Origin of the sequence: Dolichospermum sp. LEGE 00246 (assembly GCF_015207865.1) — a bacterium.
Lineage (GTDB): Bacteria > Cyanobacteriota > Cyanobacteriia > Cyanobacteriales > Nostocaceae > Dolichospermum > Dolichospermum heterosporum.
Genome location: NZ_JADEWA010000124.1, coordinates 1 through 12,440, shown reverse-complemented (window position 1 = coordinate 12,440; position 12,440 = coordinate 1). Strand labels below are relative to the sequence as shown.

The window sequence follows — 12,440 nt, the reverse complement described above, 5'->3', positions numbered from 1 at the left end:
ACCCCTAACCCCTCCCCGCAAGCGAGGAGGGGGACAAGAAGTTCTAAGCCTCTCCCCGTAAACGGGGAGAGGTTTGGAGAGGGGTCAAATTTGAAGGAGTTTGCAGTATATACAAATACAACAAAATTATTTTAAACAGGAAATAAAACTATGTCAGAAACTAAACCCCGTGACGTGCAAATATTGCCCATTGCTACAGATACCATAATATTGCGATCGCGCAGTTGGGCTAGATTAAGATTTGAAATTGAATATGCTTTAGCCAAGGGAACAACGGCTAATTCTTATCTCATCCAAGGCGATAAAAATGCCTTGCTTGACCCCCCTGGCGAAACTTTTACCGAAATATACCTCCAAGCCTTACAACAGCGGTTTGATGTCAAAAAACTCGATTATGTAATTCTTGGTCACGTTAACCCCAACCGCGCCGCAACCTTAAAAGCATTACTGGAAATTGCCCCCCAAATTACCTTTGTTTGTTCTAACCCAGGGGCGATAAATCTCCGCGCTGCTTTGGAAAAAGAAGATTTACAAATTTTGGTCATGCGGGGAGAAGATACCCTAGATTTAGGAAAAGGACATCATTTACAATTTATTCCCACTCCTAACCCCCGTTACGCTGACGAACTTTGTACCTGGGACCCGCAAACAGAAATCTTGTTTTCTGATAAATTATTTGGAGCGCATATTTGCTCAGATCAAGTTTTTGATGAAGGTTGGGAAGTATTTAACGAAGACAGACGCTATTATTTTGACTGTTTAATGGCACCTCACGCCAGACAAATCGAAACAGCTTTAGAAAAATTAGCAGATTTGCCAGTGCGAATGTATGCTACTGGTCATGGTCCAATAGTCCGCTATGGTTTAATTGATATTACCAAAGGCTATCGGGAATGGACTAAACAGCAAACTTCCGCTGATATGACAGTGGCTTTAATTTATGCTTCTGCCTATGGCAATACTGCAACTTTAGCACAGGCGATCGCTCGCGGCATCACCAAAGCCGGTGTCAGTGTCGAATCTATCAATTGCGAATTTACCGAACCCGAAGAAATCAAAGCCGCCATTGCAAAATCCGCCGGTTTTATCATAGGTTCACCCACATTAGGTGGACACGCACCCACACCTGTGCAAACAGCTTTAGGAATTGTCCTTTCTACTGCTACTAACAATCAATTAGCCGGTGTATTTGGTTCTTTTGGTTGGAGTGGAGAAGCCGTTGATTTAATTGAAAGTAAACTCAAAGACGCAGGATACAGATTTGGTTTTGACACCATTCGCGTTAAATTCAAACCCAATGAAATCACCCTGCAAACCTGCGAAGAAGCGGGAACTGATTTCGCCCAAGCATTGAAACGCGCCATGAAAAAATCAGTTGTCGCTAAACAACCTGCAAGTAATGTAGAACAAGCAGTAGGGCGGATTGTTGGTTCTATATGTGTGGTTACAGCAACCCAAGGAGAAGTAAAAACGGGAATGTTAGCCTCTTGGGTGACACAAGCCAGTTTTAATCCGCCTGGTTTAACTATTGCGGTAGCCAAGGACCGCGCTATGGAAAACATGACTCACACAAATAACAAATTTGTAGTCAACATTCTAGCAGAAGGGAGGGAAATCCGTAAGCAGTTTATGAAAGTTTACGCCCCCGGACAAGATAGATTTGCCGGATTGGACACTCAAGAATCTAATAATGGCGGAATTATTCTCAATGGTGCTTTAGCGTATTTGGAATGTTCTGTCCAAAGTCGGATGGAAGCCGGTGATCATTGGTTAGTTTATGCCACTGTTGATGATGGTAAAGTCTTAAATCAAGATGCTGTCACAGCAGTACATTATCGCAAATCAGCTAATTATTATTAAACAGTAGGGTGGGCATTGCTCACCTAAATACTTTTTAATTCTCCCTCGTTCCCAGACTCCGGCTGGGAATGCCTACCAGGAGGCTCTGCCTCCAATCCCAGAATAAAGTGTGTAAATCTAGTTCTTAAGTAATAAAGTTAGCACTGGATTTATTGCAATATCAAGAATTTTGCTCGTTCCCAGACTCCGGCTGGGAATGCCTACCAGGAGGCTCTGCCTCCAATCCCAGAATAAAAGCAATTTTACGCGATTTTGTCCTGGTACTTGAGGCAGAGCCTCATCAACTGCATTCCTAGTCAGAGACTAGGAACGAGAAAAAGAGTTATGCACGGTTTAAAGTTGCTCGTTCCCAGACTCCGGCTGGGAATGCCTACCAGGAGGCTCTGCCTCCAATCCCAGAATAAAAGCCATTTTACCCGATTTTGTCCTGGTACTTGAGGCAGAGCCTCATCAACTGCATTCCTAGTCAGAGACTAGGAACGAGAAAAACTCGTTACGATAATCTAAAAACTCCTGTAAGACTTGACGACGATAGAGAAAGTGTGTATCATGTTAAATATGTCAATAAAAAAAGGCAGAATGCTAATCATAGCAGTCCACCCATTTTTTTAGTTAGCACGCAAATAGCGAAGTTACTGCAAATAACTTGAATTTCGTGCTGTTCGTTGGTTTTCTATTTGAACCTTTCAACGATAGCCAAAATCGTTGTAGCTAGGGAATCCGCCTTCTGAAAAATAAAGGCAACAACAAGTAAAGCTAGTATAACTAGCAACAGTTCCAGTATACCAATTTTCTTCAGTATCACAATTTTCTCCTTGTAAGTGTAAATTAAAATCAATATACATTATTGCACAAACTAGACCACCGCCCTGATAAATATCGGAGCGTGGTTTTGTGCTTCATGTATTAAGCTAAATTTTATCACTCAAATATAAAAAAGTAAATACCAGCACCATTAGTACAGCTTGTTAAGAACTACAAAATTATTAAAGTGTGTAAATCTAGTTCTCAAGCAATAAAGTTAGCACTGGATTTATTGCAATATCAAGAATTAAAACAAGCATAGAGTGAAGTTGACATTTCTTTTTTGCAGCCGTTATGTATCAAACAGACCCACCGCGTTCTGCTAAGGAATTCCTACCGACAATGTATGATTTACCTAGCGAAGACCCAGAGGAACCCGGTTTGCCAGACGAATTTCATCTTTTACAACCGCAGTTATTACGGGAAACTTTTTGTCCGTCAAAGTTCCCGGAAAATCAGGTATTTATCGCCACAGACTTAAATCTTTACTACGATGTTCATCATCCATTATGGTATAAACGCCCTGACTGGTTTGCTGTCGTTGATGTCCCCAGGTTGTATGCACAAAAAGAACTACGGCTGAGTTATGTGGTTTGGCAAGAAGGCGTTAATCCTTTTGTAGTGGTAGAATTTATTTCACCAGGAACAGAAAAAGAAGATTTAGGGAGAACCTTACGAGATGCTAGTCAACCTCCAACTAAGTGGGAAGTTTACGAACGAGTTTTAAGAGTACCCTATTATATAGTTTTTGACCGTTACACTGACCAGTTAAAAGCATTTCAATTACAGGGAAGTAGTTATGCTGAACTGGAAATCAATCAACTGCGTGTGTGGTTAAATGATATTGAATTAGGTTTGGGACTGTGGCAAGGTGTTTATGAAGGCATTGAACGGCAGTGGTTACGCTGGTATGATACTTCAGGTAACTGGGTTCTCACACCGGCAGAACGGGAAAGAAAACAAGGGGAGCGAGAAAGAAAACGTGCAGAAAGATTAGCAGCACAATTACGCGCTCTTGGTGTTGAACCTGATTTTGGTGATGATGAAGAGGACTAAACTGCTGACTCTGAAAAATTTAACCCAGAACAATTTCTGTGAGGGCTAGAAGTATGGCTAACGCCACGCTGCGCTATCAGGAGGATTTAGAAGAAGTTAGAAGTAATATCAAGTCTGGAAAATTGAACGATTTTTGATGCTATGATCACACTTTCCTTGCACCTCATTTATCTTTCATACAGATGAGACTCTTCATGCGTCTGGGTTGTAGGTTTATTCAGCAAGCCCTAAGTATCTGCAAATATTACTCAAAAGATGGAAGCATAAACACAGAAAAAGATGATAATTAGAGAGGATTAGTATCTATAAATCTCTGTGTAGGTTAGAAAAATGGCAGCCCAAAAATTGAGCGAAACCGAACTAACATTAGCCCTGAATAGTTTACCAGGATGGCAAATCAAAGAAGGCAAATTATACAAAGAATATAAATTTAGCTCTTTTGCAACGGCGTTGGGTTGGATGGTTAGTGCGGGTGTTCACGCGGAAAAACTTGGACATCACCCGGAATGGTTTAATGTTTACAATACTGTTCAGGTTAATCTTATTACCCACGATATCGGTAATGCTATCAGCAATTTAGATGTGGAACTGGCGAAGAAAATGGAAGAAGTCTTTAATTCTTAATTCTTAAGTAATTGGACAAAAATATTTACAGTGATTACGAGCGAAGGGAAGCAATCACAACCCTTGCGATTGCTTCATTTCACTTCGTTCCCTATGGCTAACGCCACGCAACGCTAACGCAATGATATTGTGTAATTAATTCTGTTTCACTACTTAATTTGTCGTTGGGAATCACTTATTAACATTCTACAATCGTTTTAGGGACGTTCTATAGAACGTCTCTAAATCCATGCATGAATTGTCAATTCCAATACCATACCTGGTACTGAGTTGTGACAGCTTGTTTAGGATTTTCTCCTCAAAGGGAATCCGCCATTTTGCAAGGCGTACGGGACGGTATCGGTCAAACATTAGTATCAAAGTTACCACGGCCATAATAATCAGGTGTGTTTGTAAGACAGTTAGAGGTAAGAGCATTAAAGCCCAACAATTCCCTACACACCAAAGGCCATTAACCATCCCATAGCGCCAGCAGTCTAAATTAGCTGCCAGTCCAAAAGGTGAAAGGCGAGGAGTCCAATGGCAGTGGTTCAAGCAGGACTGCTTCCACGGGCTGGACTGCCAAAAAATAACTAATAGTAAGGCAACACCAGAAGCTCCAAACCATCCCTCGCCCACAAAAAACCTCAGCAAAGCTGCAACAGGCATTAATATCAAACCTGCTAGAGTCCAGATACTGACATAGCCAAGAAGAAACAAAACAATGGCAATCCAACGCCGTCGGGTTAAGCTACGTAACCAAAGGTGACGGATTGGTTGGGCTAGTTGAGGGGACATCATAGCAACTAACATCACCAGCCAATACAATACCATCACTGCCAGGGAGTGGAAAGAGAGCATACCATCTAGTGAGTGAATCATCTGTCCATGCCCATGAACGGAGACAGCAATCATTCGTCCTGACATTACCTGATGAAGTTCTCCTGGTAGCAACATCACCCCCCAAGCAATCAGGGAAACTTTCAGCAGCGTCGGTAGAGGAGGCTCACTAATAAATGATATGTATCTACTTAATGTGATTCTCATTACTTGACTGTACACGCCTCACGATAGAGGAGTACTTGCTCCACGTTCATATCATCGGCTGGATTATCTTCATTTAGTGGGATGAAAGTAACTTTAAGGTGTTTAGTTCCTTCCCGTCCGCCAAATCGAAGTCTAGCAAGGATCTCGGTAATTTCAAAAACTTCGGTAACTCCTAGTCCCCCACCTGCGGATGCTTGGCGCACACCAAAAAAGGAGATACTACCCGCATACAGATCAGGATAATCATAACCTGAAGCACCTTTAGGAAGATTAACAAACACGTTAATGATCCTACCATCCTTGTTGCTGGTGATGTTCACCAGATGCAGGAAAAACCTATGCTCTGGAGAGTATTTTACTCCCCCTCCTGTAGCAGGTTCTCCTATTTGAATCTCTATCGAAGTTCTATTTGCTTCTTTTAATCCTGTGCTGGTGGTACTAGCACCAATCGGTTCGGATTTTATTCCGGCAGGCTTGGTAGGGATATCTTTGAGGGGATTTGAAATGTCATCATATTGATAACTGAGATCATACTGGTAATCTACTTTCAGTGCCAAGGTATTGACAACATCCTTTGGTTTGAACTCCCAGACTTGTCCAGATGTCAAAGGTACCATAAAGCCACGTTCACCCGGACCGTTGAGCCACTCTTTTTGTGTTCTATTGAAAAGTTCTATTGTTTGGTTGTCCGCTTTGTTTTCTGGTGTATTTGGTAGTGACTGCCGCTCATATGGGTTTTTATGCTCCGGATCACTTTTGAGCCAAACTTCCCACAGGCGGTCAATATTGGCATGGTGCAACCAAAATATAGGGTCAAGACCAGCGGTGACTCCGTCACCCATCAGTCCACCAACAAGACCATGAATGTTGTTATGTGGATTGCTTTCTATTTGACCAAAGGCTACAGGGTCATGGCTAAAACTGGTCTTTAACCCACCAAAACCAGTTGAAGAGTTAGATGTTCCTATAAAACTGGGTTGAGTCAATGCCTGTTTTAGACTTAGCACGTTTCTTTGTATAAGTTCGTAACGTTGCTTTGCCTCTGCTGTTCCTTTAGCAATTTCTTGTGGCAGTGTGACTAGCTCTCCGTTCCGTTTTTTGATATAGAGGGGATTTTCAGACCCATCCGGCATATACTCATTGGTAAATGCTGGTGGTATTCGTGTTGCACGATAATTATCTTTTGGATCGGCGGGGTTCCAGTAAGGTAAAGCCCAATCTGTCCAATGGTAATTAACTTTGATACCTTTCTTTTCGTCTTCTATCATTTCCTGTTTAATAGCTTCACGCACTATTGTTTCAAATGACAGCAAATGGCCACGATGCCAAGGTAAGAAGTACCAGCTTCCATGCTGACATTGTTTCCAGTAAAGGCTTTGTACCCAATAAGGTGGTAACTTTTCACCCAAGGTCAGGAAGCCTTCAACGTGCCATATTACGGGGTCAAAACCATGAAGTGCAGCCAAAAATTCCCAGCTTGTGTGCTCTGAAATTGTCCTAGCTCTGAGGACTCTAACACCCCTAGCGTACCAGTACAAAACCGGATCATCGAAATCCCCACTGTTAGCCCACACATTTTTGCGAGTAAAAACCATAAAAATCCTTTTGGTGTTTGTTGAATTGTGAACTGCTATCTCAAACTTAGACAAAACTAGACTTCACCCTCTACCTCAATGAAAAATAAGAGCATGGGATTGGCGATTCCTAAGTAGATTTTCACGCATTAGCCAGATGCGATCAAACAATTGCTCTTATTAATGATTGGTGAGTATTAGGACAACTTCGTGCATTGACTCATACGGAAAAGTTAAATAGTGCTAAAAATAGCCCAGGTTATCCCGTACTGTTAAGAAGGTAATCAGCTTTTAATCCGCCAATTTTGGGAGTATTTTAGCCTTACCTTGATGTAATAAGCACGTTGTCTTTCCCCATTAGAACTTATGCAAGCATTACACCAGGAAGCCTGTTGTAGAGTGGGGGACAGTGCATAAATTATGTAAATAAATAGACTCTTAGTATCTGGCGCACCCTACTAATGTGCCAGTTCCATTAGTCATCAGTATAATAATTAAGCACATTTGACGTAATGTCAATATTAGATATTGTTAATTTTAGTAAATTTATAGGACTTACGCACTGTATAAATTAACCATCGTGTGAATGAACGAGATTTGGTCGTTTCAGGTTTTGCGGATGAAGTCTAGATAAATAGCGATAGCGAAGTGCTGCTGCAAGCAGTTCGCTAAAAAATCATCGAAAAATCGGGTTTAAATCCCTGAAAGTCACACCCCCTATTTGGGATTTTCTGTCAATGCGTAAGTCCTAGCCATATTATTTTTGACTTTTGACTTTTGACTCCCGCCTTGCGGTACTAGTTGGGAATCAGTTATCATCCTTTGGTTCCAAATCACCTAATTCGTTTCCTGAATCTGTAATCTAATTGTGTGTTCTATTGTACCGCTTAATTGCAGTTCCATGATTTCCCCTCCTAGTGGTTCTATGCAGGTGAGGAGCGATCGCAAATTGGGTGTACTTGCACCAGTATCTACATATAATCTATCTGCTAAACTACTGATTTTTTTCCAGGTCATATACAATTTGCCAATAGTTTGTTCAATTTGCGATGCTTGATTTACCAAGTCAGCAGCAATACTTAAACAACCGACTCTTTGCGCTTCTTCTAAGGCAGTTTCAATATCCACATCTTCCGCTATTAAGGCTTGCACTTGGGCGGCAGATTTGAGGTATTTGGCTAATTGTCGGGCTTCTGAAGTGGCTTGTTTGACTGTATCAACGTCAGGATTGGCGGCTATATCCCTTTGTAATGCCTTTTGGTGCAATTCGGGCAGTTTTTCCATTTCCTTGACCAGAGGGGCAATGTAGCGCGGTGGCAGACTGTTATCTGCGGCTTTTTCCCTGACTTCTTCTGGTAATAAATCGGATGACATGGCTGTCCACTCGTCGCTGAGTTGACGGACTTCTCTGCGGGTAATGCGATCGCCTTTTTCTGCCGCTTCACTCACCATCTGTTGCACTTCTGGTGCGGCTTTGGCGGTTTCTACAAATGCCCGTTTACTAAAGTTATTAACCGTGTCTGGGTTCAGTTTACCATCTGATATCAAGGTATCAGCACTATTAGCTAATTGAATCCAACTATAGGCTTGAGTTTTACTGATTTCGCGTTCTTTGAGCCATTTCAGAAAGCCTGTACCGCGCCCATCTCCGCCTTTCTTCTCTCGATCACGGATAGAACGTAAAATCCGCCCTCGCCAAATTTCCGTTTGCAAATCAAAGCGATCGCATACCTGCCATGCTACATCAAGTTGTTGTAAAAAATCGGACTCAGGAATTTGTTCATCTTCTGGATCGGGTAATGCAAAGTCTAAATCTGCTGGCTGTTGGAGTGCAGCAGCAATGTCATTTATGGAGTCGGTATCTTGCACGATGGTAGCTGGTTGAGGTATGCGATTTAGCTTATGTTCACACAACTTGCGTCTAGAAAATTGGTGAGATAAAGCAAGTAAGTATTTTACTTTAAAAATTAAATTTTAGGTGACTGGGAAAATGAGAAAATGGAGAAACTGGTAGCTAGAGCAAATAAAGGGGCTAAAGAAAATATTTATCTTCACTTTTGCCTTTTATTCTGTCACCGTGGCGTAGCACCTGTCACCTGTCACCTGTCACCTGTCACCTATTTCCCTTATGAAACAAACTGCGAAAATCCTCGATGGTAAGGCATTAGCCGATAAAATTCAGCAAGAACTTAGCGAGACAATTAGCAAATTACAAGCTAAAATTGGGCGATCGCCTGGATTAGCGGTATTAATGGTGGGAGATAACCCAGCCTCAGCCGCTTATGTTCGTAACAAAGAAAAATCCTGTGCTAAAGTCGGAATCGCCTCTTTCGGTAACCACTTTCCTAGCCAAACCAGCCAAACTGAATTAGAGGAAGTAATTGCCCAACTCAACGAAGATGAAAGAGTAGACGGGATTTTAGTCCAGTTACCCCTTCCCAATCATTTAGATGCTGTCAGTCTATTACATCAAATTGCACCGGATAAAGACGCTGACGGACTCCACCCCGTGAACTTAGGACGACTGGTGCGAGGTGAAACAGGTTTACGCAGTTGTACTCCTGCCGGTGTGATGCGATTGTTAGCAGAATATAAAATTCCTTTACAGGGCAAAAAAGCTGTGGTTGTAGGACGGAGTATTTTAGTAGGTAAACCGATGGCTTTGATGCTACTAGAAGCTAATGCTACAGTTACCATTGCCCATTCTAAAACCCAGGATTTGCAAGATATTACCAAAGATGCTGATATCTTGATTGCTGCCACCGGTATTCCCGGCATGATTAGTGCTGATATGGTAAAGTCGGGCGCAATTGTGGTAGATGTGGGAATAAACCGGGTTACAGATAGTAATGGTAAAAGTCGGTTAGTTGGTGATATTCAATTTGAAGCGATCGCTAATGTGGCAGAATATATTACCCCTGTTCCCGGTGGTATTGGTCCGATGACAGTAGCCATGTTATTGCAAAATACTGTTTCTAGCTATTTACAAACAACAGGCAACTGAGAAATAATTTTTATGAATATTCATGATTCCTCAGTACAACGGGAATCAACAGCGGATTTTAGATTTATTCCCCGCATAAATTCGGGGACTTGAAACTCTTTAAGATTTTAAATCCAAAATCCAAAATCTAAAATCCAAAATTCGGTGAGTGTTTCCGCCCCAAACCCCCGTAAAATTGGTACATAGATCACAAACAACCCAATATTTTCAAAAGTCAAGAGGAATACAAAGCATGGTAGCAACGGATAAAAGATTGGAAACCCCAAAAAAATCAGAATCGGCTAGTTTTAACCTCGCTACCTATCTCAAAGAACGACAACAGCTTTGCGAACAGGCTTTGGACAATTCCATTACCGTCGTTTATCCAGAAAAGATTTATGAAGCCATGCGCTACTCACTCTTAGCTGGAGGTAAACGAGTTCGTCCTATTCTCTGTCTCGCTACGGCTGACATGATTGGTGGCACAATAGAAATGGCCATGCCTACAGCCTGTGCCGTAGAAATGATCCATACCATGTCATTGATTCATGATGATTTACCCGCAATGGATAATGATGATTATCGTCGCGGTAAACTCACAAATCATAAAGTTTATGGTGAAGATGTCGCTATTTTGGCAGGAGACGGTTTATTGGCTTTAGCCTTTGAACACGTAGCCGCCCAAACTCCTGCAAATGTACCCAGAGATAGAGTATTACAAGTCATCATTCGCCTGGGTAAAGCATTAGGCGCGGCTGGCTTAGTCGGTGGTCAGGTAGTAGATTTAGAATCCGAAGGTAAATCCGATATTTCCTTAGAAACCCTGAATTTTATTCATAATCATAAAACAGCAGCCCTGTTAGAAGCTTGCGTAGTTTGTGGGGGAATTATTGCTGGTGCATCCGCTGAAGATGTGCAAAAATTAACTCGTTATTCTCAAAATATTGGTCTGGCTTTCCAAATCATTGATGATATTCTAGATATCACTGCTACCCAAGAGCAGTTGGGTAAAACCGCTGGGAAAGACCTCACAGCCCAGAAAGTTACCTATCCTAGTCTGTGGGGAATTGAAGAATCTCGCGCCAAAGCTCAACAACTGGTTGCTGAAGCTTGTGCTGAATTAGAATCCTATGGTGAAAAAGCCATTCCTTTGCAAGCGCTCGCCCACTTTATCACCAGTCGTAATCACTAAATCTGATTTTGGATTTTAGATTTTGGATTTTGGATTGGTGACTCCTCACTACTACTACTCACACTTACTAACTTCACCAAAATACCATGCAGGACATAGGCGAAATTATCAACAACCGCGTACTGCTGGTTGCGCTTGTAGCTTGTTTTGTAGCTCAAGGATTAAAGCTTATCGTTGAGCTAATTAAACATCGCAAATTCAATGTACGTGTTTTAGTGACTACTGGAGGTATGCCCAGCGCCCATTCAGCCCTAGTAACAGCCCTAGCAGACGGTGTAGGTCAGACTTTAGGTTGGGCATCCCCAGAATTTGCTCTAGCTACAGTTTTTGCTATCATCGTTATGTACGATGCCGCTGGAGTGCGTCAAGCTGCCGGCAAGCAAGCAAAAATCCTCAATCAAATGATTGATGAATTATTCCATGAAAAACCCGACTTTTCCCAAGACCGTCTCAAGGAATTATTAGGACATACACCAGTTCAAGTTATCGCTGGTTCAGTTTTAGGTGTAGCTATTTCTTGGTTAGCGCGGGCTGTATATTAGTCATTGGTCATTAGTCATTGGTCATTAGTTAACAAACAACGGACAACCATCAACGGACAGTTGAGCGTAGTAACACTACTTTCCGACCATCTGCTAAGATAGCCACAAAGCCAGTTTCGCTGAGTCTTTGTAATGTGTTATATGCTTCTTTTTGGTTGGTAGTATAAACTGCTAATAAGTAAGGGCGTTGTCCATAGGAGACAAAACCCACATCACCTCCTACGGATTTTTGTAAGCTACTAACCATTTCTGGACGGTTGAAATAATCAACCAGAATTGCATAACCTTCCCCTAATATTTTGGGGTTGTAGCTGATTTTTGAATTTGGTACTTTTGGAGTTGTTTGTGGTACTTGTTGAGGTGTTTGCTGTATAGGAAGAGTGGCGATAATGGCAGATAAACCAACTATATTCTGAATATACCTTGCCCAGCGATTGGCATCATCAATCTTTCTAAATCCACCAATCCGCGTTACTTTTTGATTGTTATATTTACAAATAACTGTTTTTAATTCAGTCGGTAATGCACTACGCAACTGCTTTTGATTTTCAGTTGTAGGACTGACTACCAACAATAGATATTCTCCTGCATTTGGTGGTTGACAATTAGTAAGATTTTGTTGAGCAATACCAGGATTAATATTGCTAATTAAAGGGACTACCGACAGTAATAACACACTTGGTAAGATTTTTAATATTTGCATAAATTGGTAATTGGTAATTGGTAATTGGTAATTGGTAATTGGTAATTGAGAAATATATTCCCCCTGCCCCCTGCCC

At 41.6% G+C, this 12,440-nt stretch carries 11 protein-coding genes; 7 read left to right on the top strand and 4 right to left on the bottom strand.

The annotated features are described in order from the left end of the window. The first annotated feature begins 150 nt into the window (after positions 1 to 150). The 3 genes from IQ228_RS10755 (at position 151) to IQ228_RS10745 (ending at position 4,344) form a co-directional block, all read left to right on the top strand. Positions 151 to 1,860, top strand: a complete 1,710-nt coding sequence (locus tag IQ228_RS10755) for a diflavin flavoprotein (protein WP_193962835.1) — start codon at positions 151 to 153, stop codon at positions 1,858 to 1,860. 1,098 nt (positions 1,861 to 2,958) lie between these two features. Beyond that, entirely contained in the window at positions 2,959 to 3,720 is a 762-nt protein-coding gene (locus IQ228_RS10750; RefSeq protein WP_193962834.1) for a Uma2 family endonuclease, read from the top strand. 330 nt (positions 3,721 to 4,050) lie between these two features. Further along, complete coding sequence (locus IQ228_RS10745) at positions 4,051 to 4,344, top strand: 4a-hydroxytetrahydrobiopterin dehydratase (RefSeq protein ID WP_027401938.1); 294 nt, start codon at positions 4,051 to 4,053, stop codon at positions 4,342 to 4,344. 186 nt (positions 4,345 to 4,530) lie between these two features. On the opposite strand, the gene IQ228_RS27405 is transcribed toward IQ228_RS10745, so the two are convergent. Next, entirely contained in the window at positions 4,531 to 5,157 is a 627-nt protein-coding gene (locus IQ228_RS27405) for a DUF2182 domain-containing protein (protein WP_228043797.1), read from the bottom strand. A 35-nt stretch (positions 5,158 to 5,192) separates the two neighbouring features. Here IQ228_RS27405 and IQ228_RS26560 point away from each other — a divergent pair, with 35 nt between their 5' ends. Then, positions 5,193 to 5,336, top strand: a complete 144-nt coding sequence (locus IQ228_RS26560; protein WP_228043798.1) for a hypothetical protein — start codon at positions 5,193 to 5,195, stop codon at positions 5,334 to 5,336. A 33-nt stretch (positions 5,337 to 5,369) separates the two neighbouring features. Here the strand turns inward: IQ228_RS26560 and IQ228_RS10735 are convergent, their stop codons facing one another. Both IQ228_RS10735 and IQ228_RS10730 read right to left on the bottom strand, forming a co-directional pair. Beyond that, positions 5,370 to 6,965, bottom strand: coding sequence for a tyrosinase family protein (locus IQ228_RS10735; protein WP_027401937.1), 1,596 nt, complete (start codon positions 6,963 to 6,965; stop codon positions 5,370 to 5,372). A gap of 816 nt (positions 6,966 to 7,781) precedes the next feature. Then, a complete protein-coding gene (locus IQ228_RS10730; protein ID WP_027401936.1) occupies positions 7,782 to 8,813 on the bottom strand; it encodes a hypothetical protein in 1,032 nt (343 codons plus the stop codon). Between the two features lie 259 nt (positions 8,814 to 9,072). Here IQ228_RS10730 and folD point away from each other — a divergent pair, with 259 nt between their 5' ends. The 3 genes from folD (at position 9,073) to IQ228_RS10715 (ending at position 11,661) form a co-directional block, all read left to right on the top strand. Then, positions 9,073 to 9,948 (top strand): bifunctional methylenetetrahydrofolate dehydrogenase/methenyltetrahydrofolate cyclohydrolase FolD, encoded by an 876-nt coding sequence (gene folD / locus IQ228_RS10725; RefSeq protein WP_027401935.1) that lies wholly within the window; start codon positions 9,073 to 9,075, stop codon positions 9,946 to 9,948. A 232-nt stretch (positions 9,949 to 10,180) separates the two neighbouring features. Then, positions 10,181 to 11,119, top strand: a complete 939-nt coding sequence (gene crtE / locus IQ228_RS10720) for a geranylgeranyl diphosphate synthase CrtE (protein WP_027401934.1) — start codon at positions 10,181 to 10,183, stop codon at positions 11,117 to 11,119. Positions 11,120 to 11,205: 86 nt separating this feature from the next. Next, complete coding sequence (locus IQ228_RS10715) at positions 11,206 to 11,661, top strand: divergent PAP2 family protein (RefSeq protein WP_027401933.1); 456 nt, start codon at positions 11,206 to 11,208, stop codon at positions 11,659 to 11,661. Positions 11,662 to 11,710: 49 nt separating this feature from the next. On the opposite strand, the gene IQ228_RS10710 is transcribed toward IQ228_RS10715, so the two are convergent. After that, complete coding sequence (locus IQ228_RS10710) at positions 11,711 to 12,364, bottom strand: hypothetical protein (protein ID WP_027401932.1); 654 nt, start codon at positions 12,362 to 12,364, stop codon at positions 11,711 to 11,713. Positions 12,365 to 12,440: the final 76 nt, after the last annotated feature.